This is a genomic window from Vibrio sp. 10N.261.54.A5 (assembly GCF_041471145.1).
Taxonomy (GTDB): domain Bacteria; phylum Pseudomonadota; class Gammaproteobacteria; order Enterobacterales; family Vibrionaceae; genus Vibrio; species Vibrio crassostreae_C.
The window spans coordinates 40,290-61,664 of the sequence record NZ_JBFRNU010000023.1; the positions used below are offsets into that span (position 1 = coordinate 40,290).

Consider the following 21,375-nt stretch of genomic DNA (forward strand, 5'->3'; position numbering starts at 1 on the left):
CTCTTAATGTTCTGTAAATAAGCGCTTTATGCTTCAACAAAAGGTCGGTCAATCAATTTCAATACTGCGTTAGCGGCTTGTTTGTCTGCGTCTTTGCGGATCCAGTGATGCATCTCGGTAAAGCGTTTGATCAAGGCACTGTTATCGGCTGATAGCATTTTATCGACAGACGGGAACAAAAAGTCTGGGTGGCACTCTTCAAGAATATGCTCTTTCACGATCTCTTCACCAGCCAAAATATTCGGCAGTGACACAAACTCAGTGATCGCCAACTTCTTAACAATGTAACCCGTCAGCTTATTTACTTTGTAACCAACCACCATAGGGCGTTTAAGCAACATACATTCAAGAGCCACGGTACCTGAAGCCAAGAGCACAGAATCAGCGGCGGTAATCACGTTGGTTGCCGTATCTTCGACTAACGTGAATTCAAGCTCAGGTGCGGTCGATTGCCAGATTTCAGTAAACTGCTTTTTACGCTGCTCGTTAACGAGCGCAACAACAAAATTGATATCCGGATACTTCTGCTTGATACGTTGGCAAGTTTCGATAAATGGCTGAGCAATCAAACCCATCTCACCACCACGACTACCCGGTAATACGGCTAACCACTGCTTGTCTTGATCAAGACCTAACAGCTCTCGAGCATCTTGTTTACTAGGCTCTAAAGGAATCGCGTCTGCCAACGTGTGACCAACAAACTCACAGGCAACGTTATATTTATCGTAGAACGCTTTTTCGAACGGCAAGAAAGCCAAGACTAAGTCGGTTGCTTTGTCGATTTTAAAGATACGCTTTGGACGCCAAGCCCACACTGAAGGGCTCACGTAATGCACCGTTTTGATACCAGCGTTCTTAAGGTCTAACTCAAGCCTTAGGTTGAAATCGGGCGCGTCGATACCGACAAAGACATCGGGTGGATTTTGAGTGAAATACTTAACCAGCTCTGCTTTTACTTTTAACAAGCGAGGTAAACGGCCAAGCACTTCAACTAAGCCCATAACGGCCAGCTCTTCCATCTCGAAAAGAGACTCACAACCTAGGGCTTTCATTTTCGGCCCGCCAATGCCAACGAACTCTGCATTCGGGTATTGTGATTTGATCGCTTTGATAAAGCCTTCACCAAGCGTATCGCCAGACAGTTCGCCGACAACAATGCCTACGCGCAATGGTTCATTCGAAACGAAGTCCGAGCTATTGGTTGCTGCTTCTTGCTGTGCCATAGTTTTTCAATTCCCTTGTTGCCTAAAACAAAAAAGACCGCCTAACGAGTAGCGATCTTTTTGTTATACCATTCTGATGAAGTAGTTATTGCCATACTCACATTGATTGGTACATAACCATATCGAGTATTAACGAATAATACCGCGCTCAGAGTTCTCTAGCATTTCAAGCATAGGCGCTACCGAAGTAAACTCTTTTGCCATTTCAACTAAAGCCGCTTTCGCTTCTTCAAGTGTTTTACCTGAACGGTATAGCTCTTTGTACGCCTTCTGTAGTGCACGAATTTCAGGTTTTTCAAATCCGTTACGCTTCAAACCTACTAGATTAAGACCGAATGGAGCCGCGTGGTTACCCTGTGCAAGCACGTACGGCAGTACATCTTGAACAACTGCAGAACAACCACCAATGTATGCGTAAGCACCAATTGAGCAGAATGGGTGAATCGCAGAAAGTGCCATAACACCAGCGTAGTCGCCAACCGTTACATGACCGCCAAGAATAGCGTTGTTACCAATGTGAGTGTGGTTACCAACAATAACATCGTGCGCTACGTGAGCATTAACACAAAGTAAGTTGTCATCACCAATCACTGTGGTTGCTTTGTCTTGAACCGTACCACGATGGATTTGAACCGCTTCACGAATTACGTTGCGATCACCGATTACAACTGTTGTGTCTTCGCCGCCGTATTTCTTATCTTGGTTTTCTTCACCGATAACAGCGTGTGGGAAGATACGATTTTCTTTACCAATGGTTGTGTGACCTTTGATCACAACGTGCGACATCACTTCAGTGTCGTCACCAATTGTCACATTACCAGCAATGTAAGTGAAAGGCCCAACCGTCACGTTAGCACCGATAGTTACATCACCTTCGATTACTGCTGCCGGGTGAATTTTCGCTGTTTCATGAATCATATTAAAACTCTCTACGAGCACATTTAAGTTCAGCTGAACATACAACTACGCCGTCAACCTTAGCAACACCATTAAACGATGCGATGCCACGACGTTCTTTTAAGAATTCAACTTCGATAACCAGTTGGTCACCTGGTACTACTGGCTTACGGAATTTAGCTTTATCTACGCTAGCAAAGTAGTACAACTCGTTGCCAGAAGGCGCACCGAAAGATTTGAATGCTAGAAGGCCTGTTGCTTGTGCCATTGCTTCTAAGATCAACACGCCTGGGAATACAGGAAGCTGAGGGAAGTGGCCTGTGAACTGAGGTTCGTTAACAGAAACATTCTTAATTGCGGTCAGTGTTTTTTCTTTTTCAAAGCTAGTCACACGATCAACCATTAAGAATGGGTAGCGATGAGGTAGTAGTTCCTGAATTTCAGTAATGTTCATCGTTGTCTGTTCAGTAGTCAAAGTCGTATTCCTATGTATATTCTTTATTTAATTAGAAGGATTATAAACGAAAAAGACTCGCTGTACGCGAGCCTTTTATTAGAAATGCTGGAATTATGATTCCGCGCTCTTCTCAATAAGTTTTTCAACGGTTTTCAAACGCTTGTTCATTTCATCAATACGATGAACTCGCGTCGCTGTTTTACGCCAGTCTTTATTTGGCTGTAAAGGAATACCCGAAGAGTACATGCCTTTCTCAGTGATGCTGCGCATTACCATCCCCATACCGGTGATTGTAACGCCGTCAACGATTTCAATGTGACCATTAATCACACAACCACCACCAATAATACAGTACTTACCTATCGTCGTGCTGCCTGCAATGATAGTACCACCAGCAAGAGCTGAACCATATCCGATGTGAACATTGTGAGCAATCTGGAGTTGGTTATCTAGGATAACGTTGTCTTCGATGATTGTGTCATCTAATGCGCCGCGGTCGATGGTAGTACACGCGCCAATTTCTACGCGGTTACCAATGCGAACAGAGCCGACTTGCGGGATCTTAACCCATTCGCCTTTCTCGTTCGCATAACCAAAGCCATCAGAGCCAATAACAGTACTTGATTGGATCAGACATGCTTCACCAATCACAACTTCATGGTAAACACTTACGTTAGCCCACAGCTTAGTGCCTGCGCCAATTTTTGCATTTTTACCAATAAAGCAACCAGCACCGATGATCACATCATCACTAAGTACTACACCAGACTCAATCACAGCGTTCGCACCAATAGACACATTTTGTCCAATAGTTGCATCGCTAGAGATTGAAGCAGAATCAGCAATAGCCGCTGCGGGAGCAGGAGTAGTATCAAGCGCTTGAGCAACCTTAGCAAAAGCAACGTAAGGGTCACTAACCACAATAACGTTGGTCTTACACAATTCGCGCTCACTCTCTTTAACCATAATAGCGGACGCTTTACAGTCACCTAGGTGCTTGCTGTACTTCACGTTAGAAAGGAACGTAATGTTACCTTCTTGCGCTTTATCCATAGGAGCGACTGCTGAGACGGTAATCGTACCGTCTCCGTGTAGCTCTCCCCCAGTAATCGTTGCCAATTCGGCTAAAGTCAGGTTCTTCATAAAACTTATTTCAGTGATTTAATTACTTGCTCAGAGATGTTGTATTCAGGCTTACCGTATTGTAGAGCTTGAATATCAACGATCATGTCGTAGCCTTCTTTCTCTGCAACTTTAGTTACAGCATCTTGAATCACTTTGAACAGCTTCTGCTTCTCTTGTGCTTCACGACGTTGACTTGCTTTTTCTAATGCTTGAGCTTTGATTTTGTACTTGCTGTCTAGTTGGCCAACTTCGATACGAAGCTTCTCAACTTCTTCAGGACCTAGTAGCTCGCCATCACGCTTAAGCTTTTCAATCTTGGTTTTCGCTTCAGCTTGAATGCTCTGTAGCTCAGCCGCTTTATCTTTGAACTCTTCCTGCATTTTTTGAAGAACAACTTCACGCTGAGGTAGAGCCTGGAATACTTGTGCAGTGTTTACATAACCCACTTTTTGCGCAGCTTCAGCAGCTGTTGCAAAGAAAGAAGAGCTAAGAACTACAAGGCCTAAACCTGCTGCTTTAATCATATTTTTCAAAATATTGTCCTTTAAATATTAGAAAGTTCTACCAATGGTAAATGTGAAGAACTCTTCATCATCACCTTCGTAAACTTTAATTGGTTTCGCTAGAGAGAAAACCAGTGGGCCCATTGGTGACATCCATTGAAGAGCGGCACCATAAGATGAACGGTAATTTGTTGGGTCAGAGTAATCGTAGTAGTACTGGCTGCCACTATTTGGTGCGCCGCGGTCTACGAACTCTGTGTCCCATACACTTGCCATGTCGAAGAAAACACTGGTTCGAATCTGGCTGCGCGCTTCATCAGAAGCAAACGGCGTTGGTACAATTAACTCTAAGCTTGCTAAGGCAACCGCGTTACCACCCACTGAATCATCAGTAGCGGTATCATAGGTTGGGTTGTTACCTGTGCTGCTTCCGTAAACGGCTTTCGGGCCAGCTGAGTTAGAACCAAAGCCACGTAGGGTTGTAAAACCACCTGCGTAGTAGTTCTCGTAGAATGGGAACAAGTTATCGTTACCATCTGTTTGACCATAACCATTACCATAGCCTAATCGGCCGCGCATCAATAGTGTGAACTCATGCTTTTTGGTCAGCGGGATGTAATGTTTTACATCGTACTGCATTTTGAAGTACTGAGCATCAGAGCCTGGTACCGTCATTTTAGCGAAAGCACGTTGGTGGTTACCCTCAGTTGGGAAGAAACCACGGTTCAAATTGTTACGCGTCCATGAAATATTGATATCGAAGTCATCGGTTAAGATGTGCTCGTCACCGTATTGGTCGATACTTCTCGCGAACTGTTCAACTTGGATATAAGTCGGTACGTTACCGATCTTGTTGTGCGTATAGCCCACACCAAACTCGATACGGTTCAGCTCATCCATAGGGAAACCCCATGTTAGGCTGGTACCGTAACTTTGGTTGGTATAGTCGACGATGCCCGCTTCAGAGGCTTCAAATTCGTTGTAGAAGATCTTACCGCCTAAGCTCACACCATCAAGGTTCCAGTATGGGTCACGGTAGTCTAAGCTCACGTTCTTTTGGTAATCATTCATCATGGCACTTACGCCAACACGGTTACCTGAACCTGCAAAGTTATCTTGTTGCAAACCAACTTGGAAACTAACACCTGATTCAGTACCGTAGCCAACACCAAAGTTGATACTGCCTGAGTTCGCTTCCTTAACGTTGTAAACCAAATCAACTTGGTCTTCACTGCCAGGAACACGCACTGTTTGTACATCAACCGTTTCAAAGAAACCTAAACGGTTAAGACGGCTCTTACCGGTATCAATGGACTTAGAGTTAAGCCAGCTGCCTTCCATTTGACGCATTTCACGACGCAGTACTTCGTCTTTCGTTGAGTTGTTACCCGTGAATCGAATATCACGAACATAGATACGGCTGCCCGCTTCTACATTGATAACCAACGACACTTCTTTGGTCTCATCGTCAAATTCAGGAATCGTGCGAACTTGTGGGTACGCGTAGCCAGATTCACCAAGAATTCGTTTTACGTTCTCTTCCAAAGACGTTACCGAAGAACCGTTGTACGTATCGCCGTCTTCGAATGGCACTAACGCTTCGAAGTCAGCCTCACGACCGATTAATTCACCACGGAAAGAGACATCTTTAACGGTGTAGGCTTCGCCTTCATCGAGGCCAAGCGTGATGTAAACACCTTTTTTGTCTGGAGAGATCGCCACCTGCGTAGAGTCAACCTTAAACTTAAGGTAACCACGGTCAAGGTAGTAAGATTTCAGCGCTTCGATATCACCGGCTAATACTTGCTTTTGGTATTTTTCATCCGCAAGGAAATTCCACCATGCAACATCAACATTCAGATTGAAACGACTAAGCAGTTCAGAGTCAGAGAAGACTTCATTACCGATAAAGTTGATTTGCTGAATCTTAGCGGATACGCCCTCAGTAAACACAAACTTAAGGTCAGAACGGTTACGTGGCAGAGGTGTCACAACCGCTTTTACTGTCGCGTTGTACTTACCAACACTGTAGTAAAAATCTTCAAGGCCTTTTTCAATGTTACTCAGCGTAGTACGGTCAAGGGCTTCACCTTCACGAACACCAGACGCATCTAGGTTCTGCTGAAGCTGTTCTTCTTTAATCGCTTTATTACCAGAGAATGAGATGCTTGCGATGGTCGGTCGTTCTTGAACTTGAACAATCAATACACCTTCATCACGAAGTACTTTAACGTCCTCAAAGTTGCCCGAAGCATACAATGCACGAATGATCTCAGACACATCGCTTTCATCCACTTCATCGCCAATACGTACTGGCATTTTCAGTAGAGCTGCACCAAGTGCAACACGCTGTAAACCTTCGATCTTGATATCTTGAACTACAAAGTTTTGTGCTCCGTTCGCAGCCACACTAGTGGCCAATAGACTTGCGAACAGAATTTGCTTAATCGCCATACTTATTCTAATTATTCCTTGCTACTACCAATGCCTGTGAGAAACCATTCACAGACGAGTAAAATCGTTAAATATTGCCAGAGCCATCAATGAGAAGAGGATTGCCCCTCCCACTCTGTATCCCATTTCCTGAACTTTCTCAGGTACCGGTTTACGAGTAACGGCCTCAATAGCGAAAAACAGCAAATGTCCGCCATCAAGCATAGGCAGCGGAACCAAATTAATAATCCCTAAGTTAACACTAATCAGAGCCAAAAAGCCCAAGAAGTAAACCAGACCATAATCGGCGGTTGTACCTGCACCTTTAGCGATTGAAATAGGGCCACTCAAGTTGTTTAAGCCAACATCACCAACGATGAGCTTCTTAAGCATTGTCAGTGTCAATCCAATGATTTGACCTGTTTTATCAAATGCTTTTCCTACAGACTCAATTACACCAAATTGTAACTCAAAGCGATAATCTTCTGGCCATTCTGCGACTTCCGGAGCAATACCTGCATAGCCGATTGTCGAACCATCAGAAAGCTCTCGACTTTTTGGTGTCATAACCAATGACTGCTCGGCACCATTTCGCAATACGACCAAGTCCAATGATGTCATTGGATTAGCACGAATTAACTCAACAACCGACTGCCACTGTTCAATAGGTTGCCCGTTAATCTCAACAATTTTATCGCCAGCTTCAAGACCTGCATCGTATGCAGCGCCATCATCAATGATTTGAGCCAGTACGGTCGATATCTCTGGAGAATACGGTCTAAAGCCCAGCGTTGTCATTGCAGATTCAGTTTCTGGGTTGAACGACCAGTCTGAAATATCCAATGTCATTTGTTGCTCAAAGCCGATGTCGTCTTGAGAAGCAACCGTCACTGTCATGGATTGATCACCAATGTGCGATATCAACCCCATATTGACTGATTCCCAATCTGCGGTTTTGATTCCTGAAATAGATTTAAGTTCCATTCCAGTTTCAATTCCGGCTTGTGCAGCAATAGATTGTGGAGTGACTTCACCAATCACGGGCTTAACCGCGGGTACGCCAATCAAAAATACTAACCAATACGCGAACACCGCAAAGATAAAGTTGAATGCAGGGCCTGCACCCACAATCGCCGTTCGTTTCCAAAGCGGCTTCTTGTCGAAAGCGTATTGCTGTTGATCTTCAGAAAGATCGTCAACACGACCATCGAGCATCTTAACGTAGCCGCCCAGTGGAATCACTGACAAGCTGTATTCAGTACCATCACGGCCCACTTTACTCCAGATTGATTTACCAAAACCAATCGAGAATTTTTCAACTTTCACACCACAACGACGAGCGACCCAGAAGTGTCCAAACTCATGAACAGCAACCAGAATGCCAAGCGCTACGATAAAAGATGCGAAGTTCCACAGAATTCCACTCATGCTAGCTGCTCTTTAATAAATTGAATGGCTATTTGACGAGACATATTATCGAGCTCGAGAAGGCTTTCCAAGCTATCTAAACCCTCAGAGTTATGTTGTTCACATACTTTGCTCATAACGTGTTCGTTAATGACAGCAATATCGGTAAACTTCACCTGATTGTTCAAGAAAGCATCGACCGCGATCTCGTTTGCTGCATTAATGGCTGTTGTCGCATGCTGACCTAAGTAGCACGCTTCAATCGCTAACCTCAAACACGGGTAACGACTGAAATCTGGTTCTAAGAAGGTAAGCTCACCCACTTTAGTAAAGTCTAAAGGCTTAACACCCGCCTCGGTACGATTAGGGTAAGACATCGTCAAAGCGATTGGCGTTGCCATATCTGGTTCGCCCATTTGAGCAAGCACAGAGCCATCCTTGTACTGAACCATCGAGTGAATCACAGACTGCGGGTGAATGATGACCTTTAACTGCTCCTGAGAAGCATTAAATAGCCATTTCGCTTCAATGTACTCTAGCCCTTTATTCATCATAGTCGCAGAATCGACAGAGATCTTAGGCCCCATAGACCAGTTAGGGTGTGCAATTGCGCGTTCAGGAGTCACTGATTCGAGTTCAGCCACATCGGTATAACGGAAAGGACCACCAGAACCAGTCAGAAGAATATGGTTAATGCCGTTTTCTTCAAGGTTACAGCGGCCTAGGTTAGTTTGTACGTTCTGCGGAAGGCATTGGAAAATAGCATTATGCTCGCTATCGACAGGAAGCAGCTCTGCACCGTATTTTTCCACGGCGTCGATAAACAACTGCCCAGACATCACCAAAGCTTCTTTGTTTGCAAGCAAGATACGCTTGCCCGCTTTAACCGCAGACATAGTAGGAAGTAAACCAGCGGCACCAACAATCGCGGCCATTACCGTGTCCACTTCCTCTAGAGAAGCAACCTGACACATGCCTTCAGTGCCTGAAAGTACTTTTACGTTAGGGTAACTCACGGACAACACTTCAGTCAGTTGAGACGCTGCATCAGAGCAAGCCATAGCAACATAGCTTGGTTGCCACTTTTCAACTAACGCCAGCATCTTTTCAACATTCGAGCCTGCAGCCAGTGCAACCACTGAATAGAGATCTGGGTTTTGCTCAACGACTTTTAGTGTACTTGCACCAATTGAGCCGGTAGCGCCAAGGATAGTTAGATTTCGCATCACATATGACCGTAGAAATGTAATAAAGGGCAGAATCACTGCCCTTTATTATTAGAATGCTAAATAAAGCAGAGCAAAGACAGGGAATGCAGCCGTTAAGCTATCTATTCTATCTAGTATACCACCATGACCAGGAATCAGATTACTGCTGTCTTTCACCCCAGAAACACGCTTAAACATGCTTTCAACAAGGTCACCTAGAACAGAAATAACAACGGTCACAAGGGTAATAACAATCATGTGAAGTGGGCTTGTGAATTGGATGTCAAACAAGTCAGCAAAGATCCAAGCCACGATCACCGCAGTAATAATGCCACCGATAAGACCTTCAATCGTCTTATTAGGGCTTACCGCTGGTGCCATTTTACGCTTACCAAAACTCTTTCCTGAAAAGTATGCGCCGCTATCTGCAGCCCAAACAAGCAAGCAAACAAACATCACCAGTTTAGCACCGTGGTAAGGATCAGCATCGATACCGTTAGCACGCAGGATAACCACACTCCAGAAGAATGGCAGCAGAGTCAGCACACCAAAGGCGTGACGAAGAAGAGAAGAGTCTTTCCATGCAGGCATAGACTTAGGATAAGTCACCGCCATGCCACTCGCGATTACCCACCAAATCGAGCCAATCGTTAGAATGGCGTAGTGAGCAGTAGACAAGTTATTAAGGCTAAATGCATCAAAAGGGATAAAAGCAAAACTTGCAGCACTTACCACAACCGTTGGAATCAACGCTACATAACGTGATTTGCTTTCAACAAACTGAGTCCACTCCCAAAAACCCAATAGCGAGATTACCGCTAGTGAAAGAATAAATGTAGGAAGTGATAACTCGAAAATACCTAGAATAACTAGGGGAGCTAAAATCAACGCCGTAATAATTCGTTGTTTCAAACCAAAAAATCCTTATTAACTGTCCATCAGAGCTTTAATTTGCTCACCGGTGCATCCAAAACGACGCTCACGGTTAACAAACCAAGTCACAGCTTCTACTAAGCTGTCTTCATTAAAGTCTGGCCAGAATTGTTCAGTGAAATACATTTCGGCGTAAGCCAACTGCCAAAGCATAAAATTACTAATGCGGCATTCGCCACTGGTACGGATAAGTAGATCGACTTCAGGAATATCTGCCATTGTCAGGTGCTGTGTAATCATAGCTTCATCAATGTCATCTACATTAATATCACCAGACTTTACCTGTTGAGCAATAGAGGTCATTGCTTGCTGAATATCCCACTTACCGCCGTAGTTAGCTGCAATATTAATAACCATACCCGTATTGGTGCTAGTCAAAGCTTCCGCTTCTTCTATCTTCTTTTGTAGTCGATCATTGAAACGACTTTTATCACCAATAACACGAAGTTGTAGATTATTTTTATGAAGCTTTTTAACTTCACTCGACAGCACTGAAATAAACAGTTCCATCAAGATACCGACTTCTTCTTCAGGACGACGCCAGTTTTCGCTACTAAATGCAAAAAGAGTAACGGCTTTAATGCCAAGTCTGGCTGCAGAAGAGATAGTTTTACGAACGGCTTGAACACCGTTTTTATGGCCAAAGACGCGAGGCTTGCCCTGAGCTTTTGCCCAGCGACCATTACCATCCATAATGATAGCAATGTGTTTAGGAAGAGAGTCTGTGAACGCTTGAGAATTATGCATAAAAGAGTGAATCAAATTCTAATAGTCGAACAGAGTAGCATAAAAAAACGCTGCACCGTGAGTACAGCGTTTTTCCGGAAAGAAAAGAATATGGAAAATTAAACTTCCATCAACTCTTTTTCTTTAACAGCTAGAACTTCGTCTACGTTCTTAACCGCAGCGTCAGTTAGCTTTTGAATTTCGTCTTGTGCTTTACGATCTTCATCTTCAGAGATTTCTTTATCTTTAAGAAGTGCTTTTAGATCGCCATTCGCGTCACGACGGATGTTACGGATAGCAACACGGCCACCTTCAGCTTCGCCACGAACGATTTTAACTAGGTCTTTACGACGCTCTTCCGTTAGCGGTGGAAGTGGAACACGGATAACCGTACCAGCAGACATAGGGTTTAGGCCTAGGTCAGATGTCAGGATTGCTTTTTCAACTAGAGGAGTCAGTGTTTTATCAAACACTGTAATAGCTAGTGTACGTGCATCTTCAGCGATAACGTTAGCTACTTGAGTCAAAGGCGTTGGAGCACCGTAGTACTCAACAGTAAGACCAGAAAGTAGGCTCGGGTGCGCACGGCCTGTACGAATCTTTTGCAGGCTGTTTTTTAGTGCATCAACACTTTTTACCATGCGCTCTTGAGCGTCTTTTTTGATTTCGTTAATCACAATTTCACCTTGATTATGTTCTTTCTTCAAGAAAGCTTTTTATTTGGAGTGATAAGGATAAGCTTACCAAGGTACAACACCTCAGTAAGCCCGAAAAATTAGTCAGCGTCGCTGATTAATGTACCTTCAGTTTCACCCATAACCACGCGACGTAGTGCGCCTGGTTTATTCATGTTAAATACACGGATTGGCATTTTGTGATCACGTGCTAGCGTAAATGCAGCCAAGTCCATTACTTTAAGTTCTTTATCAAGAACCGTGTTGTAAGACAACGTATCATACAACTCTGCGTCTGGGTTTGCTACAGGGTCAGAAGTAAATACACCATCTACTTTTGTCGCTTTTAGAACTACGTCAGCTTCAATTTCGATACCACGTAGACATGCAGCAGAATCCGTAGTGAAGAATGGGTTACCCGTACCAGCAGAGAAGATCACAACGCGACCTTGACGTAGTTGGCTGATTGCATCTGCCCAGTTGTAGTCGTCACACACACCTTTAAGAGGGATTGCAGACATTACACGTGCGTTTACGTAAGCACGGTGAAGAGCGTCACGCATTGCAAGGCCGTTCATTACCGTTGCAAGCATACCCATGTGGTCACCAACAACGCGGTTCATGCCAGCTTCAGCAAGACCAGCACCACGGAACAAGTTACCGCCACCGATAACAACACCAACTTGAACGCCTAGTTCAACCAATTCTTTTACTTCTTGAGCCATACGATCAAGGATCGTTGGGTCAATACCAAAACCTTCTTCGCCTTGTAGCGCTTCACCGCTAAGTTTTAACAGAATACGTTGATACACTGGTTTAGGGTTCGTAGTCATGGAGTTTACCTTCCAAAGAGTTGATGATTAACAGTCATGGATAAAAACTGAGTAAGTCAGTTTGCATTCATAACCACTAACGTTGCCTTCAAAAATAGTTCACTATTCATAAAAAGACCGCAGCATTTGCCACGGTCTTTTTTCAAACAATACGCTAAGGATTAACCTTTTTGTACCGCTGCAACTTCGTCAGCGAAGCTCATTTCAGCAGCTTTCTCGATACCTTCACCAACTTCTAGACGTACGAAGTTAGATACTGCAGCGCCTTTTTCTTTAAGGATTTCGCCAACAGTTTTCTTAGGTTCCATGATGAAAGCTTGACCAGTTAGAGAGATTTCGCCCGTGAATTTCTTCATACGGCCGATAACCATTTTCTCAGCGATCTCTTGAGGCTTGCCTTCGTTCATAGCGATTTCAACTTGAACTTCTTTCTCTTTAGCAACTACGTCTGCTGGTACGTCTTCTGGGTTAACAAACTCAGGACGAGAAGCAGCAACGTGCATAGCAACGTGCTTAAGAGTTTCAGCTTCGCCTTCACCAGCTACAACAACACCGATTTTCTCACCGTGACGGTAAGAAGCTAGTGCAGCACCTTCAACGTAAGCTACGCGACGGATGTTGATGTTTTCGCCGATTTTAGCAACTAGAGCAACGCGAGTTTCTTCGAACTGTGCTTGTAGCTCTTCTACAGAAGCTTTAGAAGCTACTGCTGCAGCTGCAACTTCTTCTGCAAACGCAGTGAAGCTAGCATCTTTTGCTACGAAGTCAGTTTGGCAGTTAACTTCAAGAAGAACAGCTACACCGTTCTCTTCTTTGATGATGATTGCGCCTTCAGCAGCAACGTTACCAGCTTTCTTAGCTGCTTTCGCTGCGCCAGATTTACGCATGTTTTCAATTGCTAGTTCGATGTCAGCGTTTGCTTCTACAAGCGCTTTCTTACATTCCATCATGCCAGCGCCAGTGCGCTCGCGAAGTTCTTTAACTAGAGCAGCAGTTACAGTTGCCATTCTCTATTCCTCGGTTGATTCGAAAATAAGGTAAAAATCAGGGGCCAAAATGAGGCCCCCGATCTAACTATAACTTAGCTTACATTTAATAAAGATTTCAAAATCTATATTAGCTAAGCCAAGCGTGATTCAGAGCCGCTATTATTCAGCTTCTACAAAACCATCTTTTTCAGCAGCTACAGCAGCAACGTCTTTGTTACGACCTTCTTTAACCGCGTCTGCAGCAGCGTTTAGGTAAAGCTGTACTGCACGGATTGCATCGTCGTTACCTGGGATAACGAAGTCAACGCCGTCTGGGTTAGAGTTAGTATCAACTACAGCGTAAACTGGGATACCTAGGTTGTTTGCTTCTTTAACTGCGATGTGTTCGTGATCAGCATCGATTACGAATAGAGCGTCTGGTAGGCCGCCCATGTTCTTGATACCACCAAGAGACTTCTCTAGCTTCTCCATTTCACGAGTGCGCATTAGAGCTTCTTTCTTAGTTAGCTTGTCGAAAGTACCGTCTTGAGCTTGCGCTTCAAGTTCTTTCAGACGCTTGATAGACTGACGAACAGTTTTGTAGTTCGTTAGCATACCGCCTAACCAGCGGTTGTTAACGTAGAACTGGTTGCTGTTTACAGCAGCTTCTTTAACAGCTTCAGATGCAGCGCGCTTAGTACCAACGAAAAGAACTTTACCTTTCTTCTCACCAACTTTAGCGATTTCTGCTAGAGCTTCGTTGAACATTGGTACAGTTTTTTCTAGGTTGATGATATGTACTTTGTTACGAGCACCAAAGATGAATGGCTTCATTTTTGGGTTCCAGTAACGAGTTTGGTGACCGAAGTGAACACCAGCTTTAAGCATATCGCGCATTGATACAGTTGCCATTTTAAAATCCTCTATGGGGTTAGGCCTCCACATCCCCCATGAATCCGACCCCTAACAACTAACCACTTTTCAGCCGTTATCTGTGTTGTTGAGGCACCCCGGAACATGTGTCGGAATGTGTGTGATTTAAAGAAATAAGTTAGTGGACATAAAGCTTGTTTCGCCAATTGGAGAAAACAGTCCTGATGTCCGGCGCGCTTTATACCATATTTTGTCTATCTATGGCTAGAAAAAATTCTAAAAATGGCGACTGCTATACTGATCTCTAAAGGTAAATTTTCTCTATAAAATAGTGTCTATATCAAGCAGGTTCTGCATCTGTTAACCGAACATTATTTAATCACGTTAACAGTATCCTCCAGTATTGTACGGACATGGTAATGTTGCGCTAAATTGCTGCACTGATAGAATAGCCCCAATATGCACACTTAGGTGCTACCAAATTAAGAGATATGCAATGGCTGTAAAAATTAAAACTGCTGAAGAAATTGAAAAAATGCGCGTCGCCGGCAAGCTGGCCGCTGACATTATTGAGATGATCGAACCTCACATCCAAGTGGGTACCACGACGGAAGAGCTCAATACGCTTTGTCATGAGTACGCTCTAGAAAGAGGTGCATACTCTGCGCCACTCGATTACCACGGTTTCCCTAAGTCTATCTGTACGTCTATCAATCATATTGTGTGTCACGGCATTCCCGCGTCACAAGACGAGACGGGTAGCACAGGTCAATTCAAACCTGCGGTACTCAAAGATGGCGACATTCTGAACGTTGATATCACAGTTATCATCCCTGATGACGCAAATGCCGATCTTAGTACTCGCCCTCAAGGCTACCACGGTGACACCTCTAAGATGTTCCTAGTGGGTGAGGTTTCACCTGCAAACAAGCGTCTGTGCATGGTTGCTCAAGAAGCACTTTACGAAGGCATGCGCCAAGTTAAGCCAGGTGTTCAACTTGGTCAAATCGGTACTGCTATCGAGAAGTACATCAAAACAAACAACAAGAACAACCCACGCGCTAAGTTCTCTATTGTTAAAGATTACTGTGGTCACGGCATTGGTTCTGAATTCCACGAAGATCCACAAGTAGTTCACTACAAGAACAGCGATCGCACCGTGCTAAAAGCAGGCATGTGCTTCACTATCGAGCCAATGATCAACGCGGGTAAGTTTGGCTGTCGTCTTGATGACGAAGATAGCTGGACAGTATACACAGCAGACAGCAAGAACTCGGCTCAATGGGAGCACACTCTGGTTGTAACTGATACTGGTTGTGAAGTACTAACACTGCGCAGCGATGATACAATCCCACGTATCATGAAGAACGCTTAGTTCACCGAACTGAGCGCATCAGCCTTTTAAAAATATCCTCGCATTGTCGAGGATATTTTTTATCCACTCAATTTCGATTTTCCATCAGCTTCTGTTAAATTGTTTACTATTCTCATTTGCTTGCACGGATAGCAGACTATGCCTTATCAATGCCCTCTTACGTTCAATGACGAACAAATTGAAATCTGCGAATTAAAAAATCAGCTCGAGATCTTCACGCAGTATCAAAAAAATGAATTTCTGAACCACCATCCCGTCACCGATTTGGTTCTACTGCGCTCCGAATACATGGATTTACTTCTCAATCGTTTGTGGGAAAATTTCGGATTCAACAAACTGCCTCATATTTCACTTGTCGCAGTGGGTGGTTATGGTCGTGGCGAACTGCATCCTTTGTCTGACATTGATATTCTCATTGTCTCGCAAAAAACACTACCACCAGCTCTTGGTGAAAAGGTCAGTCAATTCATTACTCTACTTTGGGATTTAAAGCTCGAAGTTGGCCATGCTGTGCGAACTATTACTGAGTGTCTCGATATCGGCACCGATGATTTAACCGTCGCGACCAACCTACAAGAGTCGCGATTGTTATGTGGTAGTGAAGACACTTTCCAAGAACTAAAACTGAAGATTCATTCCGATTCATTTTGGCCAAGTGAGACGTTTTACAAAGCCAAGATTCAAGAACAGAGAGAGCGTCATGCTCGCTACCACGACACCACCTATAATTTAGAACCGGACATCAAATCGACTCCGGGAGGGCTCAGAGACATCCATACCCTGAGCTGGGTTGCGCGTCGCCACTTCGGCGCGACCTCTTTGTTAGAGATGAGCAAATACGGCTTTCTGACCGATGCTGAATATCGTGAGCTCGTTGAGTGCCAAGATTTTTTATGGCGTGTTCGCTTTGCATTGCATATTGAACTGCGCCGTTACGACAACCGTTTAACGTTCGCGCATCAAGCTCAAGTCGCTGAACATCTGGGTTATACGGGTGAAGGAAACCGTGGTGTTGAGATGATGATGAAAGAGTTCTACCGAACCCTTCGTCGTGTTGCTGAACTGAATAAGATGCTGCTTAAGCTGTTCGATCAAGCGATCATCAATGGCGGTCAAACCCAAGACGCTGAAATTCTCGATAGTGATTTCCAACGTCGAGGTTCGTTGATCGAAGCGCGCAAGCCTGCCCTATTCCAAGCAAGACCAGAAACCATTCTCGATATGTTCATCCATATCGCCAATGACTCGACTATCGAAGGGGTAAGTCCACCAACATTGCGACAACTGCGTACGGCACGCCGTCGATTGAACCGATTCCTGCATACCATTCCTGAAGCTCGTGACAAGTTCATGGATCTAGTTCGCCACCCTAATGCCCTGCACAAAGCCTTTAGCTTAATGCACAAATTGGGCGTGCTCTCTGCGTACTTACCGCAGTGGAGCCAGATCGTTGGTCAGATGCAGTTTGACCTATTCCATGTTTACACCGTGGATGAGCACAGTATCCGCCTGCTCAAGCACATCAACCGCTTTGGTCAAATCGAAAACCACGATAAGCACCCTATCTGCTGTGAAGTCTATCCTCGAGTACAGAAGAAAGAGTTGCTGATCCTTGCCGCTATCTTCCATGACATCGGCAAAGGCCGCGGCGGAGACCACTCTGAGATAGGTGCGGTTGAGGCTTACTCTTTCTGTATTGAACACGGGCTATCGAAGCCTGAAGCCAAACAAGTCGCGTGGTTGGTACAAAATCACCTATTGATGTCAGTAACGGCTCAACGTCGTGATATCTACGACCCAGATGTGATCACCGAATTCGCAAAAAAAGTGCGTGATGAAGAATCACTCGAGCTACTGGTTTGTTTAACCGTTGCCGATATCTGTGCGACTAACCCTGAGCTATGGAACAGTTGGAAACGAACCCTGTTAGCTGAGCTGTTCCACTCAACGCAGCGAGCACTGCGCCGCGGCTTGGAAAACCCTGTCGATGTCAGAGACCGTATTCGTCACAACCAACAAATGGCATCAGCACTGCTGCGTAAAGAAGGCTTCACCGCTCGTGAGATTGAAGTGTTGTGGCAACGCTTTAAGGCCGATTATTTCTTGCGTCACACACATAAACAAATCGCTTGGCACTGTGAGCACTTACTTCGCCTAGAAGACCCAAGCCAACCGTTAGTGCTGATCAGTAAGAAAGCGACGCGCGGTGGCACAGAAGTGTTCGTTTATTGTAAAGACCAAGCAGCACTGTTTGCGACCGTGGTTGCCGAACTCGACAGACGTAACTTTAACGTTCATGACGCGCAGGTCATGGTTAGCAAAGATGGTCATGTTTTGGATACCTTTATCGTACTAGACCAGCACGGCGAAGCGATTGATGAAGCAAGACACAAAGCCGTTGCTAAACATCTGACTCATGTATTGACTGATGGCCGCCCGACTAAGATTAAGACGCGTCGCACGCCACGTAACTTGCAACACTTTAAGGTCAAAACCTTAGTTGAGTTCCTACCAACCAAGAGCAAGAAACGTACCTTGATGGAGTTAAGAGCTCTTGATACGCCGGGGTTATTGGCTCAAGTCGGTGCAACCTTTGCGGAGCTAGACATCAACTTGCACGGTGCCAAAATCACCACCATAGGTGAGCGAGCAGAGGATCTGTTTATTCTGACCAGTGAAGCGGGAGGAAGGCTGTCTGAAGAACAAGAACAGGCACTAAGAGAACGATTAACCGAGCACGTTTCTGAACTCGCACCTTAGAAAGCGAATTCAGTCTAAAAACAGGTTTAATAACCAAATAAGTGTGGGCAAAGATAGAGAGCGATCTTGCCCACAACTTACAATCAATTCACAGATATCAACTATCTAGCTCGTCGTTAGGCTGCTACATTGATCAAGTCAATTACATAAAAGTATTACATTCATAACCTAGAGGTCGCTTATGTATCCAAACCTCACTGGCTTAGGTATCCACGAACCTAAACAGATTGAACGTTACTCCCTTCGCCAAGAAGCGCACAAAGATATCCTGAAGATTTACTTTCGTAAGCAGAAAGGGGAACTGTTCGCGAAAAGCGTTAAATTTAAGTACCCACGACAAGTAAAAAGTGTGCTTGTTAGCGGTGGCAATAATCAATACAAAGAAGTGACAGAGATTAACCGCAACCTCACTCTTGTGATTGATGAACTCAACAAAATCACCAAACCGACGCCAACGGCTGAGGTGGATGTGAAGCAGAAGATCCTTACCGACTTACGCCATCTAGAGAAAGTGGTATCAAGCAAGATCGCTGAGATCGAAGCTGATCTAGAAAAGCTAAAATGATCCCGCGACTAACTATTACTGTTAACTAACCAACATTAGTTATGCCGTTAAGGTTATACAGATACAAAAAGGGCTGATATCACTATCAGCCCTTTGTTTTTTATTCTATTTTCTCTATTCACTTAGACTGGAGATTGCCTAAACACGCGAGACTTACTTAGACAAGCAAGTTTGAGCATCGATTAAGTTAGTATCCCACTCAAAGGTTTCAAACAACCTTAGCCAAGTTTCATCAAGGTTGGCCTTCATCACCAACTCTTCTTTTGTGAAAGGATGGATAAAGCGAAGCTCAGAAGCGTGCAACAACAAACGATGCGAATCTAAATCATCACGGAACAGTCGATTGTGCTTACCATCACCATGTGAAGTATCACCGACAATCGGATGTCTTAGATGAGCCATGTGACGACGCAGCTGATGTTTGCGACCTGTCTTTGGCATCATCTCAACCAAGCAGTAGCGGCTCGTAGGAAAGCGTCCTGTTGAATATGGCACTTCTACTTTTGCTAGCGGTTCATAGACTGTCACTGCCTCTTGCGCTTCTTTGTCTTCTTTCGCGAACTTATCTGCGATCTTATCCAGCTCAACCTTAAGTGCATAATCGAGCGTATCGCCCTCTTCTATCCAACCACGGACAATCGCATGATAGGTTTTTTGCATCTCATGATTAGCGAACATTGGCATCACCTGTGAAGCAACCTCACTCGACAACGCAAACACCAACACACCCGATGTCGGTCTGTCTAAGCGGTGTAATGGAAATACATGCTGACCAATTTGATCGCGCAATGTCTGCATAACAAATTGCGTTTCGTGTTTATCCAACCATGAACGATGCACTAGCATGCCAGCGGGCTTATTCACCGCGACAAAGTACTCATCTTGATAAATGATCTCTAACATTACGCACATACCTCATCAATGCTCTGAATTGTCACTAGCAGTTCGACTTTGTCTGCCTCATTTTTCCACACTTCACCAAAATAAGGATGGATAGCAAAGCCTTTCGGTAGGCTCATTTGGGCATCCATCATTGCGTTGATCTTAACGATAAAGATCCACTGCAACCACTCTTCCGGTTGTAACGAATCAATCCCGAAAGGTTCAACGCTCGCCAGAGCTTCATCCGAAGGCGGAAGCGTGCTCCATAGCGAACATTGGCGCATTTGTTCTTCTAGTTGTTGAAGTAAAAGAGGTAACTTTGTGGCTGCTGTCATTTTTCACCAAGTTATTTATCTAGTGACCTTGAAATTGGGGCATAGAGTACCATCTATTTAGGAAAGAAAGTTAGGAGCTTTATTACTATGGAAACGATTCACACGCTCACTCAGTTACTAAAGAATAGCGGTTGCCAGTACGATATCTACGACCTAGGTCGCCGTATTCAGAAGATCGACAACACCTTATTCTCTGATGTTGAGCAAGGGAAACAGCCGTACCCATTTCCACTTCAGAAACAAGCTCACTTAGCGATTAGTTACTGGAACGAACACAAGCAACCTTGGATCTGGTTCCTAAAATTCAAACTGGACGAAAGAGGCCTATTACATCAAGGTGATGTCGGCAATTTCCTTAAGTTTGTTATCGAAGCGATGGGCACACGTTTGAACGGTGAGATCAGCGAAGAGCAACAACAAAAGCTGTCAAACAACCCATATACCTTCAAGCCTTCAGAAGACAAAATGGCCGTGTTCCATAGCCAAGTAAGAGCAGGTTTAGACCTTGCAACGAGCCAATACTACGAACACGCTCAACACTACTTCACAGGCGATCTAGGCTGGGACAACTGGAAAACCGTTGGCCTACAAGGCATCACTGATATGTGTGCTCGTTTAGGCAGCCAACAAAATGGTGTCGCGATTCGCAAAGCATTGAATAAGCTGCCTTCAGAACCTCTATACGCGACTCTCGGGGCGCTTGAGCATACGCAAATCAATGACAAGCTCGCTCAACGCTTACAAGAAATGGCAGAGAATGAGATTAACAGTCAAGAGCCAGATCTGTTCTTACTGTCAGCACTGGTACGTGCCCTTTCTGGCGCAGAGCAAAGCACAACCAACGCCGTAATTAACCAAGTTCTGGCTAGCCCGCGCTTAAGCCACCAAGAAGTATTGATTGGTTTGGCTGGTCGCAGCTGGCACGCACTGCAAGATCCTGCGATTGCTGAGCAGTTCTTGCTGCGTCTCGCACAAACGGGCAACCAAAACTTGTTCAATCAGTTATTTGCAGATTTAGTGATGATTCCGACACTGAGAATGGTATTTTTACCATTATTGAACTCGAACCCATCACCAGAACTCGCCAATGCACTTGTAGAATTACAACAAGCGGCTAAGTCGCAATAGATACCAGACAGAACAGCTCAGTAGCTCATAACAAAAAGCTCAAATCACGAACGGAATAGAGAGATAAAAG

Annotated in this window: 20 protein-coding genes; 4 read left to right on the forward strand and 16 right to left on the reverse strand. The window is 44.6% G+C overall.

All coding sequences use genetic code 11. The features are described 5' to 3' along the window. Positions 1 to 26: 26 nt before the first annotated feature. The 14 genes from lpxB to rpsB all read right to left on the reverse strand — a co-directional run bounded on the left by lpxB (position 27) and on the right by rpsB (position 14,299). Positions 27 to 1,223 carry a lipid-A-disaccharide synthase gene (lpxB, locus tag AB4329_RS07225; protein WP_017066406.1) on the reverse strand — a complete coding sequence of 399 codons (1,197 nt, stop codon included), beginning with the start codon at positions 1,221 to 1,223 and terminating at the stop codon, positions 27 to 29. 129 nt (positions 1,224 to 1,352) lie between these two features. Continuing rightward, a complete protein-coding gene (gene lpxA, locus AB4329_RS07230) occupies positions 1,353 to 2,141 on the reverse strand; it encodes an acyl-ACP--UDP-N-acetylglucosamine O-acyltransferase (RefSeq protein ID WP_050644950.1) in 789 nt (262 codons plus the stop codon). A 1-nt stretch (position 2,142) separates the two neighbouring features. Beyond that, entirely contained in the window at positions 2,143 to 2,595 is a 453-nt protein-coding gene (gene fabZ, locus AB4329_RS07235; RefSeq protein WP_009847408.1) for a 3-hydroxyacyl-ACP dehydratase FabZ, read from the reverse strand. Positions 2,596 to 2,688: 93 nt separating this feature from the next. Then, positions 2,689 to 3,720, reverse strand: coding sequence for a UDP-3-O-(3-hydroxymyristoyl)glucosamine N-acyltransferase (lpxD, locus tag AB4329_RS07240; RefSeq protein WP_017066404.1), 1,032 nt, complete (start codon positions 3,718 to 3,720; stop codon positions 2,689 to 2,691). Positions 3,721 to 3,725: 5 nt separating this feature from the next. After that, positions 3,726 to 4,226, reverse strand: coding sequence for an OmpH family outer membrane protein (locus AB4329_RS07245; protein ID WP_017063367.1), 501 nt, complete (start codon positions 4,224 to 4,226; stop codon positions 3,726 to 3,728). A 27-nt stretch (positions 4,227 to 4,253) separates the two neighbouring features. Next, positions 4,254 to 6,659, reverse strand: coding sequence for an outer membrane protein assembly factor BamA (gene bamA, locus AB4329_RS07250; RefSeq protein WP_017060735.1), 2,406 nt, complete (start codon positions 6,657 to 6,659; stop codon positions 4,254 to 4,256). A 48-nt stretch (positions 6,660 to 6,707) separates the two neighbouring features. Continuing rightward, on the reverse strand, positions 6,708 to 8,066 hold the full coding sequence (rseP, locus tag AB4329_RS07255; RefSeq protein ID WP_017060736.1) for a sigma E protease regulator RseP: 1,359 nt from the start codon (positions 8,064 to 8,066) through the stop codon (positions 6,708 to 6,710). Beyond that, positions 8,063 to 9,271, reverse strand: a complete 1,209-nt coding sequence (ispC, locus tag AB4329_RS07260; RefSeq protein ID WP_017060737.1) for a 1-deoxy-D-xylulose-5-phosphate reductoisomerase — start codon at positions 9,269 to 9,271, stop codon at positions 8,063 to 8,065. Before ispC ends, rseP begins: the two co-directional genes overlap by 4 nt. A gap of 51 nt (positions 9,272 to 9,322) precedes the next feature. After that, positions 9,323 to 10,165: a phosphatidate cytidylyltransferase gene (locus AB4329_RS07265; protein ID WP_017063365.1), complete on the reverse strand. Its 843-nt coding sequence runs from the start codon at positions 10,163 to 10,165 to the stop codon at positions 9,323 to 9,325. A gap of 15 nt (positions 10,166 to 10,180) precedes the next feature. Further along, positions 10,181 to 10,933: an isoprenyl transferase gene (locus tag AB4329_RS07270; protein WP_017063364.1), complete on the reverse strand. Its 753-nt coding sequence runs from the start codon at positions 10,931 to 10,933 to the stop codon at positions 10,181 to 10,183. Between the two features lie 98 nt (positions 10,934 to 11,031). Further along, positions 11,032 to 11,589 (reverse strand): ribosome recycling factor, encoded by a 558-nt coding sequence (frr, locus tag AB4329_RS07275; protein WP_017060741.1) that lies wholly within the window; start codon positions 11,587 to 11,589, stop codon positions 11,032 to 11,034. Between the two features lie 98 nt (positions 11,590 to 11,687). Then, positions 11,688 to 12,419, reverse strand: coding sequence for a UMP kinase (pyrH, locus tag AB4329_RS07280; protein ID WP_017060742.1), 732 nt, complete (start codon positions 12,417 to 12,419; stop codon positions 11,688 to 11,690). A 161-nt stretch (positions 12,420 to 12,580) separates the two neighbouring features. Further along, the gene (gene tsf / locus AB4329_RS07285; RefSeq protein WP_017063361.1) at positions 12,581 to 13,426 is read right to left on the reverse strand and encodes a translation elongation factor Ts; all 846 of its coding nucleotides are present in this window, start codon (positions 13,424 to 13,426) and stop codon (positions 12,581 to 12,583) included. A 141-nt stretch (positions 13,427 to 13,567) separates the two neighbouring features. Then, complete coding sequence (gene rpsB, locus AB4329_RS07290) at positions 13,568 to 14,299, reverse strand: 30S ribosomal protein S2 (protein WP_032546326.1); 732 nt, start codon at positions 14,297 to 14,299, stop codon at positions 13,568 to 13,570. 457 nt (positions 14,300 to 14,756) lie between these two features. Between rpsB and map the strand changes: the two genes are divergently transcribed. From map to AB4329_RS07305, 3 genes are all read left to right on the forward strand, one after another. Continuing rightward, positions 14,757 to 15,635: a type I methionyl aminopeptidase gene (gene map / locus AB4329_RS07295; RefSeq protein WP_017060743.1), complete on the forward strand. Its 879-nt coding sequence runs from the start codon at positions 14,757 to 14,759 to the stop codon at positions 15,633 to 15,635. A gap of 138 nt (positions 15,636 to 15,773) precedes the next feature. After that, on the forward strand, positions 15,774 to 18,395 hold the full coding sequence (glnD, locus tag AB4329_RS07300) for a bifunctional uridylyltransferase/uridylyl-removing protein GlnD (protein WP_017060744.1): 2,622 nt from the start codon (positions 15,774 to 15,776) through the stop codon (positions 18,393 to 18,395). 181 nt (positions 18,396 to 18,576) lie between these two features. Next, the gene (locus AB4329_RS07305) at positions 18,577 to 18,960 is read left to right on the forward strand and encodes a DUF3461 family protein (protein ID WP_004734354.1); all 384 of its coding nucleotides are present in this window, start codon (positions 18,577 to 18,579) and stop codon (positions 18,958 to 18,960) included. Between the two features lie 153 nt (positions 18,961 to 19,113). Here the strand turns inward: AB4329_RS07305 and truC are convergent, their stop codons facing one another. After that, positions 19,114 to 19,863, reverse strand: coding sequence for a tRNA pseudouridine(65) synthase TruC (gene truC / locus AB4329_RS07310; protein WP_017060745.1), 750 nt, complete (start codon positions 19,861 to 19,863; stop codon positions 19,114 to 19,116). Continuing rightward, positions 19,863 to 20,177: a YqcC family protein gene (locus AB4329_RS07315; RefSeq protein ID WP_017063358.1), complete on the reverse strand. Its 315-nt coding sequence runs from the start codon at positions 20,175 to 20,177 to the stop codon at positions 19,863 to 19,865. The genes truC and AB4329_RS07315 overlap by 1 nt, the downstream gene beginning before the upstream one ends. Positions 20,178 to 20,264: 87 nt before the next feature. On the opposite strand from AB4329_RS07315, the gene AB4329_RS07320 reads away from it, so the two are divergent. Beyond that, entirely contained in the window at positions 20,265 to 21,305 is a 1,041-nt protein-coding gene (locus AB4329_RS07320; protein ID WP_017060747.1) for a DUF3549 family protein, read from the forward strand. Positions 21,306 to 21,375 lie beyond the last annotated feature (70 nt).